The organism is Ruania rhizosphaerae, assembly GCF_009805705.1.
GTDB classification, from domain to species: domain Bacteria; phylum Actinomycetota; class Actinomycetes; order Actinomycetales; family Beutenbergiaceae; genus Ruania; species Ruania rhizosphaerae.
The window spans coordinates 177,117-196,670 of the sequence record NZ_VSMB01000007.1; the positions used below are offsets into that span (position 1 = coordinate 177,117).

Here is a 19,554-nt window from a genome sequence, read left to right on the forward strand (position 1 = left end):
GATCAGATAGCCGAGCCGCTGGAGGCGCGCACGACCAGCTCCGGTTCGAACTCCACCTGCCGTGAGCGCCCGGGCTCGCTCTCGCGCAGCAGCATGTCGGCCGCGGTCCAGCCGAGGGTATGCATCGGCTGGCGGACCGAGGTCAACGGCGTGGTGAGCATCGAGGCGAAGATGACGTCGTCATAGCCGACGACGGCCATGTCCCCCGGAATGGAGACGCCGCAGTCGCGTAGGGCTCGCAAGGCGCCCAGGGCGGTGAAGTCGTTCGCGCAGAACATGGCCGTCGGGCGTTCGGTCGTCTCGGCCAGCAACCGGTGGACGGCGGCGTCGGCGGCGTCGGCATTGAGCGCATCGAGGTTCACCTCGACCAGGGCCTCGGCCGGGTCGAAGCCGCGGGAGGTCAGGGTGGCGATGACGCCGTCACGCCGGTCCACGCACTGGCGGAGTGTGAGCGGGCCGTTGAGGAACACGAACCTCGTGTGCCCCAGATCGAGCAGGTGGTTCATCGCCAGCGATGCTCCGCCGACGTCATCAACGGCCACCGACCCGATCTCCGGAACCGGGGAGGTGTGGTCGAGCAGCACCACGTCGGTGCCGCGTTCACGCAGCGCCAGCAGCCCGTCCAAGCTGCCGTGAGAGGGGGTGGCGATGACACCCCGCACCCCGCGCTCCTCGAACAGGCGCAGGAATCTGGCCTCACGCTCGGGATCCTCATCGGAGCTGCACAGCATGAGCGTGTGGTCGTCCTGAGCGAGCCGGTCCTCGATCCCGCGCGCCATCTCGGTGAAGAACGGGTTCGCGATGTCGAGCACCACGGCACCGACGGTGGTGATCTCGCCACTACGGAGCTGGCGGGCGGAGGCGTTCCGGACGAAGCGGAGCTCCCCGATGGCCTCCTCCACCTTGGCCCGGGTGGCGGGAGAGACGGAGTCGGGCCGGTTGAGGACGTTGGAGACCGTGCCGACAGAGACGCCTGCCTGCTTCGCCACATCGGTGACGCTCGGGCGTCTCGGGCCGCCGTTCCGCCTGGGCATGGTGCTCCTCGTCTGTACCGGGTCTGCGCCGATCGGGTGAGTGTATCGTTTCACCATTGGATGAGGGCGCATCTGCGACAATGACGGCGATGGCCGCCCCCGTGCCGACCGGCATACCCATCAGTGTTCAGTGGCATCGTGCCGACCTCGGCACTGATGAGGCCCTGCGCCGCCACCTCGCCGACGACCTGATGCCCATGCCGGGAGCGGATCTGCGGATCGGTCACCTGTGCCCGCGATGCGGCGGCGCCGACCACGGCCGCCCGTGGGCGCGTGCCCGCGAGCGCACCATCGCCGTCTCGGCCGCGCGTGCCGGGGGGCACCTGGTGACCGCCGCTGGCCTCCCGCCCGTTCACCGGATCGGGGTCGATATCGAATGCGCTGACGCGGTACCCATCGACCCCACGCTCGTCCTGCACCGGGACGAGTCCGGTCAGGACGTCCTGCAGGTCTGGGTTGCGAAGGAGGCGATCCTGAAGATGCTCGGGGTGGGGCTCAGCGTGTCGATGCCCTCGATCCGGGTGGCCGACTTCTCGGTGCACGATCTGCCCGCACCCGCGGGCCTTCTTGCGCGGGTGTGCGTGAACTCACCGTGACGCGGGCAGTGTGACCTCGTGGAGCCAGGCGTCGAAGAAGGCGCGCAGCGACCGTCCGCTGACCTCCTCGGCCAACGCGAGGAAGTCCTCGGTGCAGACGACCCCACCGCGGTGCTGCGCGACCCAGCGGCGCAGCAGCTGCCCGAAGTCCTCGGCACCGATCAGGTCCCGCAGGGCCGCCAGCGTCAGCGCCCCGCGCTTGTAGACGCGATCGTCGAACATGTCCGCCGCACCCGGATCGCTGAGCCGCAGATCCTGGGGCAGCGCGCTGAGCCGAGCGTGCTCGCGGGCCGCATGCTCGGCGATCCCCGGACCACCGGAGTGCTCGGACCACACCCATTCGCTGAAGCAGGCGAACCCTTCGTGCAGCCAGATGTCCTGCCAGGAGCTCGCCGTGACGGCGTTGCCGAACCACTGGTGGGACAGCTCGTGCGCGATGAGCCGGACGGCGTCCCAGTCCGCCGAGCAGTGGTTGCGTCCGAAGGTCGAGAGGGCCTGTGACTCGAGCGGGATCTCCAACGGGTCGTCGGTGATCACACACGAGTAGGAGTCGAAGGGGTAGGGCCCGAACGCGTCCTCGAAGCACGTCAGCATCTCGCGCTGCCGGCCGAAGGACGCCGCGAAAGCGTCCGTGGGCAGTCCCTCCGGCCGGAGGATCCGGATCGGTACGCCGGGTCCGTCCAGCGACTGCTCGCGGTACTTCCCTATCTGCACCGAGGCCAGGTACGGAGCCATCGGGTGGCGCTGCTGGAACGTCCATGTCCGCCGTGAGCCACGGCGTCTCACCTCCCGCGTCTCACCGCTGAAGGCCACGGTGTAGTCGGCGGGCAGGGTGAGGTGCACGTCGTAGCTGGCCTTGTCCCGCGCCTGGTCGTTGCACGGGAACCACGACGGCGACCCGTGCGGCTGCGAGGCCACGATCACCCCGTCGGTCAGCTCCTCCCAGCCTGCCTCGCCCAGGGTGGCCGAGCGCACCGGCCTGGGGTTGCCCCCGTACTCGATGCGGACGACGAGCTCCGACCCGGCGGGTGCGGGCTTCTTCAGGGTGACGGTGAGCCGCTTCGGCTTGCGGGTGTACTTGCCGAGCGTGGCGCCCGTCACGGACACCTTCGTCACGCGCAGCTCGTGCAGGTCGAAGCGCAGTGCGGAGGTGTCGGTGAGGGTGTGCAGCCGCACCTCGGCCACGCCGTCGAGCAGGTTGCTGCGGGGTTGATAGGTCAGGTCCAACTGGTAATGGTCGACGGCGTAGCGCGGGTCGCCATGGTCGGGCATGTACGTATCGGTCGTGCCGGGTGTAACGGGCGTCTCGGGGGTGTGCGTTCGCGTCACGCCTCCTCCTCCCAGGGGCCGATCGGGTTGCCGAGCCACCGGGTGCGGCTCGGTACGGATTCACCGCGCATCACCAGGGAGGCGGGCCCTACTGTGGCATCACGGTCGAGATGCGCAGCAGGCAGGATCACACTGTTCGGCCCGAGAGTGGCTCCGGCGCCGATGACCACGCGGTCCATGGCGAGCACACGGTCGTGGAACAGATGGGTCTGGACCACGCATCCGGCGTTGATGCATGATCCTGCGCCCAGCTCGACCAGATCCGGTTCGGGAAGCCAGTACGTATCGCACCAGACGCCGTCACCGATCTTTGCCCCCATGGCGCGGAACCACACGTTCAGGGCGACGGTGCCCTGCGCCAGGGAGCAGAACCAACGCGCGGCGAGAACTTCGGTGAACGTGTCCGCCAACTCACCGCGCCACACAGCCCCGCTCCAGAGCGGGTGCTCACTGACCCGGTGCGTACCCACCAGGAGCCACTTCGCGGCCACGGTGATCCCCGCGGCGATCAGACCGGCGAGCAGGAGGACCAGCGGGCCCAGCAGCACTGCGGCGATGAGGCCCGTCCAGGACCAGGGTTCACCGGCCGACCCTCCGAGGAGCACCAGCAGTGCGGTGCCCACGACGAGCATGAGGCACACGGAGCCGAACAGGGGGATCACCCGGCCCGTCTCGACCAGTCCGCGCAGCACTCGCAGGCGGGTGCTCGGTTCATAGGTGCGCGTCTCGTCGGCCGGCCCGCCCTCGCGGCGCAGCTGGGTGGGCGGGCTACCGATCCACGACGTCCCCGCCCGCGCGGTGCCGCGCTTGGGTGCCGCGGAGAGGACGGCCACGAGGGAGGCCTTCGGGATCTTCCGCCCGGGTGCGGCCATCCCGGAGTTGCCGAGGAAGGCGCGCTTGCCGATCTTCACGCGTTCGGCTCGCAGCCAACCACCGGTGAGCTCGTAGCCGCCCACGAGGGTGTCGTCCGCGAGGAAGGACTGGTCGCCGATCTGCGTCAGCTTCGGGATCAACACCACCGTGGAGGCCTCGACGCCGCGGCCCACACGGGCGCCGAGTGCTCGCAGCCACCACGGCGTGAGTGCTCCGGCATACAACGGAAAGAGCCAGTCGCGGGCTTCGTCCATGAGCCGTACCGTGGCCCACACCGCCAGACCCCGCCCGGAGCGGACGGGCACCGGGCCGCTCCGGACGGCCGGGGCGAGGATCCGCACGACGGCGATGACGAGGATCATCAACGTCGCGTAGCCGGCCAGTGCGGCCAGTGGCAGCCACGGCCACACTTTCGCCCACGCGTGGCTCAGGTCCGTCGTGGTACGAAGCACCGGCCACAGCACCAGCGCACCGACCGCGGCGGCGCACCAGGGCAGGGCGGCCAGGAGCATGCCGATGACGGCGTAGCCCGCCACCCAGGCGCGACCACCGGCCGGGGCTCGCTTCGACCAGGGCCCCCGGGCGGAGCCGGTGACCTCAGCGGGAGATCCGGAGACCAGCCGCTCGGCCCGCACCCTGCCGGCGACGAACGATCCCGCAGCCACTTCGGCGCCCCGGCCCACTGTGGCGCCTGGGCCGAGCGTGCTCCGGGCACCGATCCGCGCCCGGGCGGCGATCGAGATCCGGCCCAGATGCACCCGGTCACCGTCGATCCATGCACCGGTCAGGTCCACCTCGGGTTCGACGCAGGCGCGTTTGCCGATCCGGAGGAACCCGGTGACTGGCGGCAGGGAGTGCAGATCCACGTTCGAGGCGATCTTGGCGCCGAGCAGGCGGGCGTACCACGTGATCGAGGCGGCACCGGCGAGACCCGTCGCAGCCAGTTCATCCTGGATCCGGCCGGCCAGCCAGTACCGCAGATGGACCTTCCCGCCGCGGGGGTAGGTGCCCGGCTGGATGCCACGCAGCACCACCCGGATCAGCCCGGCCGCGACGAGCATCCGGCCCTGCGGGAGGACGAACAGTGCGGTGGTCACGACCACCAGCCAGATCGGGGGCGCCGGCCACCAGCCGAGTACCGGGTGCAGCAGCGCGCCGGCGAGCAGCAGCCAGGCGATCCATCGCAGCGTCGCCAGTGCGCGCAGCGGGTAGAAGGCGAGGATCTGCCCCACCTTCGTCCTCGTGCGGATGGGGGAGACCGCGCGGTTCGTGCGTGTGGTGGTCGTGCTTGACTGGACGAGGCTGTCCAGATATGCCGATAGTGCGCCCAGGGTCGGGTAGGCGTAGATGTCGCCGACGGCGACCTCCGGATGGCGTGCCCGGATCCGCCCGACGGTCTGTGCCGCGGTGAGCGAACCGCCGCCGAGGTCGAAGAAGTCCGCTCCGGCGTCGGCCGGATCCGCGGCGAGTACATCGCGCCAGATGCCCACCAGCCACTCCTGGGTGGGTGACCATCGTGCGGTCGTGCTCGGTGTGCTGGGCAGCGGCCACGGCAGCGCGTCCCGGTCCACCTTGCCGGAGGTGCGGGTGGGAAGGGTGTCGACCACGGCGAGGCGCGGCACCAGTGCCGCTGGCATGCGCTCGCGCAGCAGAGCGAGTGCGGCGCTCTGATCGAAGGTCTCCTCGACGGTGAGGTAGCCGACCAGCACCTGGTTGCCGGCGGAGGTCTCGCGCACGGCAGCGGCGGCGCCGGCCACCCCGGCCAGTCGCAGCAGTTGGCCATCGATCTCGCCGAGCTCGATCCGTCGGCCGCCGAGCTTGATCTGATCGTCGGCCCGCCCGGCGAAGACCAGGCCGGCCGGGTCGTTCCTGACCAGATCGCCTGAGCGGTACCCGCGCGCCCAGCCCAGGGTGGGCACCGGCGCGTACTTCTCAGCGTCCTTGTCCGGATCGAGGTAGCGGGCCAGTCCCACGCCGCCGATGATCAACTCACCGGTCTCACCTTCGGCCACCGGGACGCCGTCGTGATCGACGACGGCGAGGTCCCACCCGTCCAGCGGCAGTCCGATCCGGACCGGCTCGGACCCGTCCAGGGGTGCTGCGCATGCCACCACAGTGGCCTCGGTCGGGCCGTAGGTGTTCCACACCTCGCGGCCGGGCCCTTGCAGCCGGGCGGCGAGCTCGGCCGGTGCCGCCTCGCCGCCGAGGATCACCAGCCGGACACGATCCAGCGACGCTGGTGGCCACAGCGCCACCAGGGTGGGCACCGTGGAGACGATGGTGATGTCGTTGGCCGTCAGCCACGGCCCGACGTCCACACCGGAGCGCACCAGCGAGCGTGGCGCGGGGACGAGGCAGGCGGCGTGCGCCCAGGCGAGCCACATCTCCTCACAACTGGCATCGAAACCGACCGAGAGCCCGGCCATCACCCGGTCTCTCGGACCGATCGGGTCGGCGGTGAGGAAGAGACGGGATTCGGCATCGACGAAGGCGGCGGCACTGCGGTGGGAGACGGCGACGCCCTTCGGCGTTCCGGTGGAACCCGAAGTGAAGATGATCCACGCGTCATCGGCAGGGCGTGGGGTCCGCTCGGGTGCTTCTGCGGGCGAAGGTGCGCCGTGGACGCCAGGGGGAGGGCCGCCGTCGGGGGTGGTGAACTGCACCGTGGGAGCGGTGGCCGTGATCTCGAGACTGTTGCCGATGATGGCGATCACGGCAGCCTCGGTGAAGACGGTGCGCGCCCGCTCCGGCGGGTCATCCGCATCGACCGGCACGTAGGCGGCGCCGGCCATCAGAGTGCCCAAGATCGCGACGTACAGCTCCGTGGTTCCGGAGCTGACCCGCACCCCCACCCGATCGCCGCGGCGCACACCGAGGGTGGTGAGCCGGTCGGCCAGGTCCGCAGCAGCTTCGGCGAGTTCGCGGTACGAGAGCTGGGTGAGGCCGCTGTCGAGGGCGGGGGCCTCGGGATGGGCGTTCACGGAGTCCGTGAAGATGTCCATCAGGGTGCGGGGCGGGGTGGCGCGGTCGGAGGCGAGCAGCGAGGGCAGCAAGCTGGCGGCGGGCACGGTGAACAGTCTGGCGTATGCCGGACCGTACGCGCCGCCATGGGGCCCGGTCGCGACGCGCGTTCCTCGACGGCCCAGCCCTTGACGGCAGCGGCAGGCATCTTCTAATCTGATGCTGAATCGTTTCAGATCGGATGTCGACTGCTGTCGTCACCATCGGACTTGGAGTGCACTCCCCATGACCACCTCGGCCACCGCCGCCCCGCAGGTACGTGAAGCCCTCGCCGCCCAGACCATCGAGCTCCCCTCGTGGGCGTTCGGCAACTCCGGCACCCGGTTCAAGGTGTTCTCGACCCCCGGGGTGCCGCGCGATCCCTTCGAGAAGATCGCCGACGTCGCCCAGGTGCACGCCTATACCGGCGCTGCGCCGCGGGTCTCCCTGCACATCCCGTGGGATCTGGTGGACGATTACGAGGCGCTCGCTGCACATGCGAGCGATCTCGGTGTGCAGATCGGGGCGATCAACTCCAACCTGTTCCAGGAGGACATCTACAAGCTCGGCTCGCTCACCCATGTCGACCCCGCCGTGCGCCGGAAGGCGATTGACCACCACAAGCAGTGCATCGACGTGATGCGCGCGACCGGGTCCACCGACCTCAAGCTCTGGCTCCCCGACGGCACCAACTACGCCGGCCAGGACGACATCCGGGGCCGGCAGGATCGCCTCGCCGAGTCCCTGCAGGAGATCTACGCCGCACTCGACCCGAACCACCGGCTGCTGATCGAGTACAAGTTCTTCGAGCCGTACTTCTACACGATGGACATCCCCGACTGGGGCACCTCGCTGGTGCACTGCCTGGCCCTCGGCGACCAAGCCGCCGTCGTGCTCGATACCGGCCACCACGCGCCGGGGACGAACATCGAGTTCATCGTCGCCCAGCTGGTGCGGCTCGGGAAGCTCGGCGCGTTCGACTTCAACTCCCGCAACTATGCCGATGACGATCTCATCGTCGGCGCCGCGGACCCCTTCCAGCTGTTCCGGATCATGAACGAGATCGTCACCAATGACGCGCTGAAGGCGGAAGCGGGCGTGAACTTCATGCTCGACCAGTGCCACAACATCGAGCCGAAGATCCCTGGCCAGATTCGCTCGGTCATGAACGTTCAGGAAGCCACGGCCAAGGCACTGATCGTCGACCGCGAAGCCCTGCGCGAGGCGCAGATCTCCGGTGACGTGCTCGGTGCCAACGCCGTGCTGATGGACGCCTACAACACCGACGTGCGCCCGCTGCTCGCCGAGATCCGCGCCGAGAAGGGGCTGGCCGAAGACCCCTACGCCGCCTTCAACGCCTCCGGATACCTCGACCAGATCGCCGCCGAGCGGGTCGGCGGGCAGCAGGCCGGCTGGGGCGCCTGAGCGCCCCGACGCATCTCTCGACAGTTCAGTCTCCCATCCAGAAAGCGATCATGACGAACCAGGCAGTCACCGACCTGATCACCCGTTCCAACCGCCTCGGCGCCGACCCGCGCAACACCAACTACGCCGGCGGCAACACCTCCGCCAAGGGGTCCGAGACCGACCCTGTGACCGGCGAGCAGATCGAACTGTGCTGGGTGAAGGGGTCCGGCGGGGACCTCGGCACCCTGAAGGCGTCCGGCTTGGCCGTGCTTCGCCTGGACCGGCTGCGCTCGCTCGTCGACGTCTACCCCGGCCTGGACCGCGAGGACGAGATGGTCGCTGCCTTCGACTACTGCCTGCACGGCAAGGGCGGCGCGGCGCCGAGCATCGACACGGCCATGCACGGACTGGTGGACGCCCCGCACGTCGATCACCTGCACCCCGACTCCGGCATCGCGATCGCCACCGCCGCCGACGGCGAGGCCCTGACCTCGACCATCTTCGGCGACCGGGTGGTCTGGGTGCCGTGGCGCCGCCCCGGGTTCCAGTTGGGGCTTGATATCGCCGCGATCAAGGAGAAGAACCCGCAGGCGATCGGCTGCGTCCTCGGCGGCCACGGCATCACCGCCTGGGGTGAGACCTCCGAGGAGGCGGAGGCGAACTCCCTGGAGATCATTCACACCGCCGAGTCCTACATCGCCGCCCACGGCAAGGCTGACCCGTTCGGCGCCGTCCGGCCCGGCTACGAGGCGCTCCCCGAGGCCGAGCGCCGCGCGAAGGCGGCTGCGCTCGCCCCGACCATCCGGGGCATTGCCTCCACGGATGCTCCGCAGATCGGGCACTTCACCGATTCCGACGTCGTCCTGGACTTTCTCGCGAGCGAGAAGCTCGCCCCGCTGGCCGAACTCGGCACCTCCTGCCCGGACCACTTCCTGCGCACCAAGGTCAAGCCGCTCGTAGTTGACCTGCCCGCCGACGCCCCGGTCGAGGACGTGGTGGCACGGCTGGAGGAACTGCACGAGACCTACCGCGCCGACTACGCCGGCTACTACGACCGCCATGCCAGTGCGGACTCACCGGCGATGCGCGGTGCGGATCCGGCCATCGTGCTCGTGCCCGGCGTCGGGATGTTCTCCTTCGGCAAGAACAAGCAGACCGCCCGCGTGGCCGGTGAGTTCTACGTGAACGCCATCAACGTGATGCGCGGCGCCGAGTCACTCTCCACCTACGCCCCGATCGAGGAGTCCGAGAAGTTCCGGATCGAGTACTGGGCACTCGAGGAGGCCAAGCTCCAGCGGATGCCGAAGCCGAAGGCCCTGGCCACCCGCGTCGCCCTGGTGACCGGTGCGGCTTCCGGGATCGGAAAGGCCATCGCCACGCGACTGGCTGCTGAGGGGGCGTGCGTCGTCATCGCCGACCTCAACCTGGAAGCGGCCCAGGAGGTCGCCGACGAGCTCGGTGGCTCCGACGTCGCTGCGGCCGTGGCGTGCGACGTGACCGACGAGGCGCAGGTCAGCGCCCTCATCGACGCCGCCTCACTCGCCTTCGGTGGTGTGGACCTCGTGGTCAACAACGCCGGCCTGTCGATCTCCAAGCCGCTGCTGGAAACCTCCGTCAAGGACTGGGACCTGCAGCATGATGTGATGGCCCGGGGCTCCTTCCTGGTGGCCCGCGAAGCCGCCCGGGCGCTGATCGCTCAGAAGCTCGGCGGCGACATCGTCTACATCGCGTCCAAGAACTCCCTGTTCGCCGGCCCGAACAACATCGCCTACTCGGCCACCAAGGCCGACCAGGCCCATCAGGTGCGCCTGCTCGCGGCCGAGCTCGGTGAGCACGGTGTGCGCGTGAACGGCATCAACCCTGACGGTGTGGTCCGCGGCTCCGGCATCTTCGCCGGCGGCTGGGGCGCCAAGCGGGCTGCCGTCTACGGCGTCAAGGAGGAGGAGCTGGGCCAGTACTACGCCCAGCGCACGCTACTCAAGCGCGAGGTGCTTCCCGAGCACGTCGCCGCCGCGGTTTTCGCCCTCACCGGCGGGGACCTCAGCCAGACCACCGGTCTGCACATCCCGGTCGATTCCGGGGTGGCGGCCGCGTTCCTGCGCTGATGCCTGGGCCGGCAGCCTTCGCGGCGGTCGATCTGGGCGCCACCTCCGGGCGGGTCATCCGCGCGGAGGTGGCTGGGACCTCCGACGGCGTGGTGTTGCGTGAGGTGGCGAGGTTTCCCAACGCAGCCACGGCGGATGACGGCGGAACGTTGCGTTGGCACCTCACCGCCCTCTTTGAGGAGGTGCTCGAGGGGTTGCGGGCGGCCGGTGAGGCAGGGCCGCTCGACGGGATCGGGATCGACACGTGGGCAGTCGACTACGGGCTGCTGGATGCTGACGGCCAGCTGCTCGCCGAGCCGGTCGCCTACCGCGACCCGCGCACCGAGGCGGTGATCGACGACGTCCACACGAGAGTTCCGCCGTCGGACCTGTACGCCGTCTCGGGGATGCAGCACTTGCCGTTCAACACGGTCTACCAGCTGGCTGCCGAGCAGCGCGGTCCGCTGTGGGGCCGTGCCGAGCAGGCGCTGTTGCTGCCGGACCTTCTCGCTTACTGGCTCACCGGCGCGCGGGTGAGTGAGTACACGAACGCGTCCAGCACGGCGCTGCTGGACCAGCGCACCGGCCAGTGGTCGGGTGAGTTGATGGATCGGCTCGCGATCCCGGCGGGCCTGTTCCCTCCGGTCGTCCATCCGGGGGAGCAGATCGGGGTGCTGAGCGAGGAGATCCAGCGTCGTACCGGCCTCGGCCCCGTGCCCGTCTACGCCGTCGGATCGCACGACACCGCCTCAGCAGTGGCCTCGGTTCCGGCCGAGACGAGCGATTTCGCCTACATCTCCTCCGGTACGTGGTCGTTGGTGGGGGTGGAACTCGAGGAACCGGTGCTCACCGAGGCCAGCCGCGAAGCCAACTTCACCAACGAGCGCGGCGTCGACGGCACCGTCCGGTACCTGCGCAACGTGATGGGCTTGTGGGTCCTGTCCGAATCCCAGCGGGTCTGGGACGAGCGTGGGCAAGGTATCCCGATCGGGCCGCTGCTGCAGGCGGCAGCTGAGGAAGCGCCGCGCCGGACGATCATCGACGTCGACCACCCGGACTTCCTGCCGCCCGGTGACATGCCTGCGCGGCTGGCCGAGCACGCCGCTGCGACTGGGCAGCCAGTGCCCGAGACACCCGCACAGGTGGCGCGATGCGTCATCGATTCCCTCGCGGTGGCCTACCGGAAGGCCATCGAGGACGCTCAACGTCTCTCCGGGCAGCGTGTGCCGGTGATCCACGTGGTCGGTGGTGGGTCGAAGAACGAGCTGCTGTGCCAGGCCACGGCGGATGCGACCGGCCTGCCGGTGATCGCCGGGCCCGAGGAGGGCACGGCACTCGGGAACGTGCTGGTGCAGGCGCGTGCTGCCGGAGTGCTCGCCGGCGACCTCACCGCCCTGCGCGCCGTCGGAGCCCGCGGGCTCGAGCTGCGCCGCTACGAACCGGATGCCTCCGAGCGCGAGGCGTGGGCCGCCGTCGGCTGAATGACTCTTTCCACAGCGCTCGGCGTGAGACGAGGCATGGGTGGGCGCGGCGGTGCGGCAATCCGGATCGGGCCCGGCTCCGAATACCAGGCATGCCTGGTTCTCACCGCGCCGCAGCGCCGCCTCGGTGGCTTCATGCGCTGACGGGTGTCATCTCGGCTGCGGCGGGACTGGGCGTGGGCCACACGATCGCCGCGGTGACGGATCCCGCCACATCCCCGCTGCTGGCGGTGGGCAGTGCAGCCATCGATGCCGCTCCCACGCCGGTCAAGGAGTTCGCCGTCCAGACGTTCGGTAGCGCCGACAAGCCGGTGCTATTGGCCGGAATGGCAGTGGTGCTGGTGTTGATCACGGCCGGCCTGGGCCTGCTGGCCTACTGGCGCCGATGGATCGCCGTGGTAGGTCTGGTGGCGCTCGCCGCGATCGCCGGGGCCGCTGCGTTGACCAGGACACCCGACCCGATCGCCGTCGTGCCCGCCCTCGTCACCGGAGTGATCGCCGTAGCCGGCCTGCTGTGGGTACGGGCCGGCGTGCTCGGTAGTGCCGGCACTCAGAGCGGCACAGCGACAGGCACAGCGACAGGCACTGTGCCCGGGCCTGGCGCGGACGTAACCGGCGCGCGCGAGACGCCGGCAGCAGAGCGGCATGCGTCGCCGGCACGTGAGTCTCCGCTGGATGGTCCTCGCGTGCGCAGCGGCCAGTTCGTGCCCACGCGCCGCGGGGTCCTCATCGGCGGCCCCGCCGCGCTCGCGGTGGCGGGCGCCGCAGGTGGCACGCTGCTGGGACGACGTCGCGATGACGGTGCGATCGGGCGTGACCGGGCGCTGCCGGACCCGAGCGACCCTGCCCCGCTGCTCCCCGAGGATGTCCAGCTGGAGCTACCGGGAATCACCCCCTTCCGTACTCCCTCGCCCGACTTCTACCGCGTCGACATTGCCCTGAGCACACCCCGGATCGATGTCGACACCTGGTCGCTGCCGATCGGCGGTCTCGTGGACGAGCCGATCACCCTGCGATACGAGGACATCCTGGACATGGCGCTGGTGGAGCGCTGGATCACCCTGACCTGCGTCTCCAACCCGGTCGGCGGTCCATATGTGAGCACGGGCCGGTGGCTCGGGGTCCCGCTGGTCGATCTCTTCGAGCAGGTCGGCGTCCGGCCTGAAGCCGATCAGATCTTCACCGAGAGCGCTGACGGCCTCACCATGAGCATCCCCCTGGACGCTGCCACCGACGGTCGCGACGCGATGCTCGTGGTGGGGCTCAACGGTGAGCAGCTCCCGGTCGAACGAGGTTTCCCGGCCCGGCTCATCGTGCCCGGCCTGTTCGGCTTCGTCTCGGCTGCGAAGTGGATCACCCGAATGGACCTGTCCACCTATGACCGTGACATCGCCTACTGGACTGAGCGCGATTGGGCGACCGACGCGCCGGTGCTGACTCAGAGCCGCATCGACGTGCCGGGTCCGTTGCAGCGGGTGCCCGCCGGCACCGTCACGATGGCCGGCATCGCCTGGGCGCAGCACCGTGGAATCCGCTCGGTCGAGGTGCGGATCGATGACGGCGACTGGCAGCAGGCAGAACTCGCGGCCGACGGTGGTGCGGATTTGTGGCGCCAGTGGCGCTTCGACTGGACCAGCACCGGCTCCGGCCGTCACGACGTCCAGGTCCGCGCGACCGACGGCAGGGGAGAGGCACAACCGCAGGAACGCACCGCCCCCTTCCCCGACGGCGCCCGTGGGTGGCACTCGATCGCCTTCGTCGTGGAGTAGAGCGACCAATCCATCCCGCCGACCGCGCCGAATCCAAGTTGTCCGCACTGCACCGCACGACTGGTTCCGCCAGTCGCCTGATACAAGGAGTACGACCATGAAGATCCGCACCTACGCACCGGCGCTCACGCTGGCTGCCGCGCTCGCACTGGCCTCCTGCTCCGGCGGTGAGGCTGACGAGACCGCTGACGCACCCGAGACCTCGGACCCCACCACCTCGGAGGAGATGACCGAGGAGCCGATGGACGAGACAGGCGCTCAGTTCGGCCCGGTGTGTGCCGACATCCCCGACGACGGCCCTGGCAGCTTCGACGGCATGGCTCAGGATCCGGTGGCAACCGCCGCCAGCAACAACCCGGCCCTATCGACCCTGGTCGACCTCGTCGGTCTGGCCGAACTCGGTGACACCTTGAACGGTGCTGAGGACATCACGGTGTTCGCTCCGGCCAATGCGGCGTTCGAGGCATTGCCGGAGGAGACCGTCCAGGCAGTTCAGGACGACCCGAGCGGATTGCTTACCGAGGTGCTGACGTACCACGTGGTGCCGCAGACACTCACCCCGGAGGACCTGGCCGGCACCTTCGAGACCCTCAACGGGGCAGAGCTGACGGTCGAGGGCTCCGGTGAGGACTTCACGGTCGGCGCCGAGGGCGCCGCGGTGGTCTGCGGTAACGTGCAGACGGCCAACGCGACCGTCTACATCATCGACGGCGTGCTGCTCCCGCCGTCGGAGTGAGTCCGACCTGACGTTCGGATAGCGCGATCATGATGAGAGCCAACGACCGGGTGCCGGAGGGGAAGAGCCCCTCCGGCACTCCCGGAGCCGACGGCGCGGGGCTCGCGGACCTTCTCCAGCGCAGCTCCCGCGGCGATTCGGAAGCCTTTGCCCAGCTCTATGACGCCACCTCGGCGCGCGTGTACGGCGTGGTGGTGCGCGTGGTCCGCGACCCGTCCCAAGCGGCTGAGGTGACTCAGGACTGCTACCTGCAGTACTGGGAGCAAGCCGCTCGGTACGACCCGTCCAAGGGGTCGGTGCAGGCGTGGATGACGACGATCGCTCACCGACGTGCCGTGGACCGGGTGCGCTCGGCCCAGGCGGCACAAGACCGGCACGTCCTGTACGAGGCGCGGCAGGCACGTCACAGTGACGATGTCTCGGAGGTGGTGGTCAACAGATTCGAGGCAGACCGGGTGCGACGGGCGTTGCGCACACTGACCGAGACCCAGCGCGAGGCGATCGAGTTCGCCTACTTCGGCGGCTACACCCACGTCGAGGTGGCTGGAATCCTGAACATCCCGCTCGGGACGGCCAAGACGCGGCTGCGAGACGGGTTGATACGACTACGAGACTTCTTCGGAGGGGAGGAACGATGACGGACGACGCCTCCATCCACGCATTGACAGGCGCCTATGTGCTTGATGCGCTGGACGAGACCGAACGCACGGCCTTCGAGGAGCACTTGGCTGACTGTGCGGTGTGCCGTGACGAGGTCGCCTCGTTGCGCGGCGCGACTGAGCGGTTGGCGCACATCAGTGCCGTCGATCCGCCCCCCGAGCTGCGTGAGCAGGTCCTTGCCGGGATCGAACGGATCCGTCCCCTCCCTCCGATCGCGACTGAGGTCGCACAGCCCTCGGATGCAGGCCCCGACGTTCCACGCGTGAGCGAGTCCTCGCCTGAGGAGGCCGACGAGCTCGCGGAGACCGACGAGCTCGCGCTTCGTCGCCGTCGCAGGGATCGCAGCGGTGCCCTGCGTGCCTGGCGGCTCGTAGCGGCCGTTGCGTGCCTGGTGGCCGTGGTGGCCGTGGGTTGGGGAGTGGGTGCACGGCCGGACCAGGAGTTCCCGAGGCAGGTGGCTCCCATCGAGACGACTACCGATGCCCAGCTGCTGCAGATCCTTCACGCCAGTGACCTCGAGGTGGTGACAGCGGGCGGTGCCGAGGCGCCGGAGGTGGCGCTGTTCGTCTCGCGTGAGAACGGTGCGGCCGCCGTGACCTTCCGGGGGCTGCCCGTGATCGGCCAGGATCAGGACTTCCAGGCGTGGACGCTCGTGGACGGCGTGCCAACCAGCGTCGGCGTGATGGCTGCCGCTGACGGTGCGGCCACGATGATCATGGATGCGGCGGCGCTCAGCACTGACGCCATGGCGGTCTCCGTCGAGCCGGCCGGGGGTTCGGATCAGCCCACGGGTGAGATTGTCGCGCAGATGCCGATGCCATGATCGGCACCGAGGGCGCCGGTGGAGCCCACCTCCGTCATCGCCTCCTGGAACGACTTCCCGGGACCCTTGCCTTATCTCGAGCGGCCCGATCTGTACGCCCGGCCGGTGGCGTTGCGGTTGTTTCGTGGACCTGGCCACCACCTCCGACTACGGTGCACAGGTGGCGATGGCCGTGCTGGTGCTGATCCCGGTGATGATCTTCTTCTTCGTGTTCCAGCGAGATCTCATCGACGGTGTGGCCACACAAGGTCTGAAGGGATGAGCATTCTGGCAGCGGCACGTGCGGGGCGCGGCGGCGGAGACGATCCGGCGCCGCGCCCGCCTGCCCTGCCGCTGTTCGCCGAGGTCATGGCCACCGCCGTGGTGGTGGTGGTGCTGTGCCTTCCGGTACTGACGGCGCCTGCTGCCCTGGCGGCGGGCGTCACCCATCTGCGGCGTCACATCGAGGGGCGTTCGGACCGGGTGCGTGAGCTGCTGGCGGACTTCGTGGCGCAGGTGCGCGGTTCCTGGCTGTTCGCCGCGGGATCGTTGCTGCTGGCCGCGGTACTCGTGCTGAATCTGGACATTGCCCGCTTCACTGCCCTCCCCGGGGCTGAGGTGATCCGGGTGGTCTCGATCGCCGGGCTCGTCGCCGTGGTGCTGGTGCTGCTGCGCGCGATCGAGGTGCGTGGGCTCGAGCCGGCGCGTAGCTGGCGCACGGCGATCTCCGACGGCGCCAGGCTGGCGCTGGCCGACCCGATCGGATCGGTCCTGCTGCTGACCGCTGTCGGGCTGTGCATGACGATCGTGTGGATGTACACGCTGCTGGTGATCCTCGCCCCTGGCTTGCTCACCTTCGCGATCGTCGGTGTCGCCTCCCGGCGCGGTCGCACCGACTTCTGACACGGTTGACCGAGCTGACACAGATACGTGGAGTGCGGGGACGTGCTGCCCCACATGTGCCAGTACCGGTCGGTTCGGTCATCGCGACCTCCCCGCTCGTGCCGATCATTGCCTTCCCCTGCTCCGAGAAACCGGTCTCTCGGCTATCCTGTGATGCAGCGGTGCGCCGCTGCCCGCGACCTACGACCCCTGGAGAAGTCCACGATGACCACCCGCCGTCGCTACGCCGTCGCCGGCACCGGCTCCCGAGCCGGCATGTACCTCAACGCCCTCACCCAGGACTACGCGCACGTCGGCGAGGTGGTGGCGCTGTGCGAACCGAACCCTGCACGGGCCGACTACTACGGAACCGGTCTCGTCCTCGACGTGCCGCGGTATGCGCCGGCCGATCTCGAGCGGATGATCGCCGAGCAGCGGGTGGACCGCGTGGTGGTGACCAGCCCCGACCATTCTCACGCCGATGTGGTGGCCCGCGCCATGCGCGCCGGAGCCGACGTCGTGGTGGAGAAGCCGCTGACCACTACCGCCCACGGGGTGCGCACCATCTCCGAGGCGATGCGCGAGACCGGGCGTGACCTGGTGATGACCTTCAACTACCGCTACTCGCCACGCAACTCCGAGCTGCGCCGCGTGATCGCCGACGGTGAGATCGGCCAGGTACTCTCCGTGCACTTCGAGTGGGCGCTCGACACCGTGCACGGTGCCGACTACTTCCGCCGCTGGCACCGCGACAAGGCCAACTCCGGTGGCCTCCTGGTGCACAAGTCCTCGCACCACTTCGACCTCGTCAACTGGTGGGTCGGTGCAGCGCCCGCGCGGGTGTACGCCACCGGTGGGCTGAAGTTCTACGGTCCCGACGGCGCAGGTGCGGCAGGCGCAGGCGCGCGGCCTGCGAAGGGGAGGGACGCCGTCGCGGGGGATCCGTGGTCGATCGACCTCGCCGCCGACCCGAAGCTGAAGGCGATGTACCTCGACGCCGAGACGCACGACGGCTACGTCCGCGACCAGGACGTCTTCGCCCCGGGGATCACCATCGAGGACAACCTCGGCCTGACCGTGGACTACACCTCCGGCGCATTCCTGACCTACTCCCTGAACGCGCATGCCCCGTGGGAGGGGTACCGGGTCACGGTGAACGGGTCCGAGGGGCGGGCCGAACTCGAGGTCATCGAGCGGGGTTTCGTGGCCAAGGCCTCCGTGGTGGACCCCTCGGCCACGCCCGAGGGCGTGGAGGAGGACCGCGTGCGGCCGCAGGGGGAGAAGTTGGTGGTGCAGCGCCACTGGGAGGCCGCGCGGGAGGTTCCGATCCCCGAGGGCATCGGTGGTCACGGCGGCGGCGACGCGATCCTCCTGCGGGACATCTTCGAACCCGGCACCCAGGATGACCCGCTCGGTCGTGCGTCCGGGGTGCTCGACGGAGTGCGAGCGGTCAGTACCGGGATCGCCGGTAACGTGTCGCTGGCCGAGGGGCGTGCGGTCACGATCGACGAACTCGCCCTCGGTGTGGACCTGACCGCGACGACGCTCTAGGAACGCCATGCCCCGCTATTGCTTCATCAACCGGGTCCGGCCCGACCGACTGGACGAGTACACCGAGGCGCACGCCGCCGTCTGGCCCGAGATGTTGGAGGCGCTGCGCGACTCAGGATGGCGCAACTACCAACTGTACCTGGCCCCGGACGGGTTGCTGGTCGGGCACTTCGAGGCCGACGACTACGACGCTGCGCAGGCCGCGATGGGCCGCACGGCGGTGAACGAGCGATGGCAGGCGAACATGGAGAGGTTCTTCGTCAATCCGGGCAACCCGGACGAGGGCTTCGAGCTGCTCCCGGAGGTCTTCAGCCTGGAGGATCAGCTGGTGGCGGCGGGTCTGCCGACGGAGCCGGGACGGAACTGACGGGCACAGCCCGTCGACTCTTGCAGGTGCCTCGACTCTGGGCCCAGCGAGGCACGGAAAGCGCTTGCCGTCGGGGGTGATTCTCAGGCATGATGAGGGGAACCGCCCCCGATCCGTAGGAGTTCTTCGTGCCCCAGGTCGCTCTCGTCACCGGAGGAAACCGAGGTATCGGCCTCGGTATTACCCATGCCCTGCTCGACGAGGGGTACGCCGTCGCCATCCTGGCCACACGCCCGGAGCCCGAGGAGCTGTTGGCCGAGCTGCGCGAGCGTGGCGAGGTGCTCTACGTCCAGGGGTCGGTGGCCGAGCCCGAGTCGCACGAGCGGTACGTCAACGCAGCCCTCGAGCGCTGGGGCCGGATCGACCTCCTCGTCAACAACGCCGGCGTGGCGCCCTCGGTGCGCGCCGACATCCTCGAGGCCGAGCCCGAGAGCTTCGACCGGGTACTCGGGATCAACCTGCGCGGTCCGTACTTCCTCACCCAGCGGGTGGCGAACGCCATGCTTGCCGGTCGCGACGAGCGCGGGCAGACAGACGGCGTGGTCGGCACGATCATCAACGTCTCCTCCGTCTCCGCGACGTTCGTCTCCACCAACCGCGGCGAGTACTGCATCTCCAAGGCCGGCGTCGGGATGGCCACGCAGTTGTTCGCTGCGCGTCTCGCCCCGGAGGGCATCGTGGTCTACGAGGTCCGGCCCGGCGTGATCGCCACCGACATGACCGCCGGCGTCAAGGAGAAGTACGACGCCCAGTTCGCTGACGGACTGGCCCCGATGCCGCGGTGGGGCACACCGCCCGACGTGGCGGGCGCCGTCGTGCAGCTCTCCGCCGGGAAGATGCCCTACTCCACCGGCGAGATCATCAACGTCGACGGCGGGATGCACATCCCGCGCCTCTAACCGAAATCGCACGTCGATGTGGTCGTTCACCAACCGCCAAATCGACGTTGGATTTCGCGGGAGGGCCCCGACGAGCAACCAGAT

Annotated in this window: 15 protein-coding genes and 1 pseudogene; 13 read left to right on the top strand and 3 right to left on the bottom strand. The window is 69.4% G+C overall.

The window, feature by feature from the left end; genetic code table 11:
* Nucleotides 1-2 precede the first annotated feature (2 nt).
* Nucleotides 3-1,034, bottom strand: a complete 1,032-nt coding sequence (locus FV560_RS11760; protein ID WP_159621718.1) for a LacI family DNA-binding transcriptional regulator — start codon at nt 1,032-1,034, stop codon at nt 3-5.
* 89 nt (nt 1,035-1,123) lie between these two features.
* Here FV560_RS11760 and FV560_RS11765 point away from each other — a divergent pair, with 89 nt between their 5' ends.
* Nucleotides 1,124-1,630, top strand: a complete 507-nt coding sequence (locus FV560_RS11765) for a 4'-phosphopantetheinyl transferase superfamily protein (RefSeq protein WP_159621719.1) — start codon at nt 1,124-1,126, stop codon at nt 1,628-1,630.
* On the opposite strand, the gene FV560_RS11770 is transcribed toward FV560_RS11765, so the two are convergent.
* Complete coding sequence (locus FV560_RS11770) at nt 1,622-2,959, bottom strand: M1 family metallopeptidase (protein ID WP_235020082.1); 1,338 nt, start codon at nt 2,957-2,959, stop codon at nt 1,622-1,624. The genes FV560_RS11765 and FV560_RS11770 overlap by 9 nt on opposite strands.
* Entirely contained in the window at nt 2,956-6,834 is a 3,879-nt protein-coding gene (locus tag FV560_RS11775; protein WP_159621767.1) for a Pls/PosA family non-ribosomal peptide synthetase, read from the bottom strand. The genes FV560_RS11770 and FV560_RS11775 overlap by 4 nt, the downstream gene beginning before the upstream one ends.
* 244 nt (nt 6,835-7,078) lie before the next feature.
* Here FV560_RS11775 and rhaI point away from each other — a divergent pair, with 244 nt between their 5' ends.
* The 12 genes and pseudogenes from rhaI to FV560_RS11835 all read left to right on the top strand — a co-directional run bounded on the left by rhaI (nt 7,079) and on the right by FV560_RS11835 (nt 19,470).
* Nucleotides 7,079-8,257: an L-rhamnose isomerase gene (rhaI, locus tag FV560_RS11780; protein WP_159621720.1), complete on the top strand. Its 1,179-nt coding sequence runs from the start codon at nt 7,079-7,081 to the stop codon at nt 8,255-8,257.
* 50 nt (nt 8,258-8,307) lie between these two features.
* Nucleotides 8,308-10,344 (top strand): bifunctional aldolase/short-chain dehydrogenase, encoded by a 2,037-nt coding sequence (locus FV560_RS11785; protein WP_159621721.1) that lies wholly within the window; start codon nt 8,308-8,310, stop codon nt 10,342-10,344.
* A complete protein-coding gene (locus FV560_RS11790) occupies nt 10,344-11,804 on the top strand; it encodes a rhamnulokinase (RefSeq protein WP_159621722.1) in 1,461 nt (486 codons plus the stop codon). Before FV560_RS11785 ends, FV560_RS11790 begins: the two co-directional genes overlap by 1 nt.
* A 92-nt stretch (nt 11,805-11,896) precedes the next feature.
* Nucleotides 11,897-13,573: a molybdopterin-dependent oxidoreductase gene (locus FV560_RS11795; RefSeq protein WP_159621723.1), complete on the top strand. Its 1,677-nt coding sequence runs from the start codon at nt 11,897-11,899 to the stop codon at nt 13,571-13,573.
* A 97-nt stretch (nt 13,574-13,670) separates the two neighbouring features.
* A complete protein-coding gene (locus tag FV560_RS11800; protein ID WP_159621724.1) occupies nt 13,671-14,309 on the top strand; it encodes a fasciclin domain-containing protein in 639 nt (212 codons plus the stop codon).
* Between the two features lie 32 nt (nt 14,310-14,341).
* On the top strand, nt 14,342-14,947 hold the full coding sequence (gene sigK / locus FV560_RS11805; RefSeq protein WP_159621725.1) for an ECF RNA polymerase sigma factor SigK: 606 nt from the start codon (nt 14,342-14,344) through the stop codon (nt 14,945-14,947).
* Complete coding sequence (locus tag FV560_RS11810; protein ID WP_159621768.1) at nt 14,944-15,792, top strand: anti-sigma factor; 849 nt, start codon at nt 14,944-14,946, stop codon at nt 15,790-15,792. Before sigK ends, FV560_RS11810 begins: the two co-directional genes overlap by 4 nt.
* Before the next feature lie 30 nt (nt 15,793-15,822).
* Nucleotides 15,823-16,054, top strand: a pseudogene (locus tag FV560_RS20675) (carbohydrate ABC transporter permease); the annotation flags it as partial.
* Entirely contained in the window at nt 16,051-16,674 is a 624-nt protein-coding gene (locus tag FV560_RS11820; RefSeq protein ID WP_159621727.1) for a hypothetical protein, read from the top strand. The pseudogene FV560_RS20675 and the gene FV560_RS11820, both read left to right, overlap by 4 nt.
* 204 nt (nt 16,675-16,878) lie before the next feature.
* Entirely contained in the window at nt 16,879-18,204 is a 1,326-nt protein-coding gene (locus FV560_RS11825) for a Gfo/Idh/MocA family protein (protein ID WP_235020083.1), read from the top strand.
* 7 nt (nt 18,205-18,211) lie between these two features.
* On the top strand, nt 18,212-18,571 hold the full coding sequence (locus FV560_RS11830) for an L-rhamnose mutarotase (protein ID WP_159621729.1): 360 nt from the start codon (nt 18,212-18,214) through the stop codon (nt 18,569-18,571).
* Between the two features lie 128 nt (nt 18,572-18,699).
* Nucleotides 18,700-19,470 carry a 3-ketoacyl-ACP reductase gene (locus tag FV560_RS11835; protein WP_159621730.1) on the top strand — a complete coding sequence of 257 codons (771 nt, stop codon included), beginning with the start codon at nt 18,700-18,702 and terminating at the stop codon, nt 19,468-19,470.
* Nucleotides 19,471-19,554 lie beyond the last annotated feature (84 nt).

Excerpts from the sequence above, each read along its gene's own strand:
- FV560_RS11760 (WP_159621718.1), bottom strand. The coding sequence starts at position 1,034 with ATGCCCAGGCGGAACGGCGGCCCGAGACGCCCGAGCGTCACCGATGTG.
- FV560_RS11765 (WP_159621719.1), top strand. The coding sequence starts at position 1,124 with ATGGCCGCCCCCGTGCCGACCGGCATACCCATCAGTGTTCAGTGGCAT.
- FV560_RS11775 (WP_159621767.1), bottom strand. The coding sequence starts at position 6,834 with ATGGACATCTTCACGGACTCCGTGAACGCCCATCCCGAGGCCCCCGCC.
- rhaI (WP_159621720.1), top strand. The coding sequence starts at position 7,079 with ATGACCACCTCGGCCACCGCCGCCCCGCAGGTACGTGAAGCCCTCGCC.
- FV560_RS11785 (WP_159621721.1), top strand. The coding sequence starts at position 8,308 with ATGACGAACCAGGCAGTCACCGACCTGATCACCCGTTCCAACCGCCTC.
- FV560_RS11790 (WP_159621722.1), top strand. The coding sequence starts at position 10,344 with ATGCCTGGGCCGGCAGCCTTCGCGGCGGTCGATCTGGGCGCCACCTCC.
- FV560_RS11795 (WP_159621723.1), top strand. The coding sequence starts at position 11,897 with ATGCCTGGTTCTCACCGCGCCGCAGCGCCGCCTCGGTGGCTTCATGCG.
- FV560_RS11800 (WP_159621724.1), top strand. The coding sequence starts at position 13,671 with ATGAAGATCCGCACCTACGCACCGGCGCTCACGCTGGCTGCCGCGCTC.
- sigK (WP_159621725.1), top strand. The coding sequence starts at position 14,342 with ATGAGAGCCAACGACCGGGTGCCGGAGGGGAAGAGCCCCTCCGGCACT.
- FV560_RS11810 (WP_159621768.1), top strand. The coding sequence starts at position 14,944 with ATGACGGACGACGCCTCCATCCACGCATTGACAGGCGCCTATGTGCTT.
- FV560_RS11820 (WP_159621727.1), top strand. The coding sequence starts at position 16,051 with ATGAGCATTCTGGCAGCGGCACGTGCGGGGCGCGGCGGCGGAGACGAT.
- FV560_RS11825 (WP_235020083.1), top strand. The coding sequence starts at position 16,879 with ATGACCACCCGCCGTCGCTACGCCGTCGCCGGCACCGGCTCCCGAGCC.
- FV560_RS11830 (WP_159621729.1), top strand. The coding sequence starts at position 18,212 with ATGCCCCGCTATTGCTTCATCAACCGGGTCCGGCCCGACCGACTGGAC.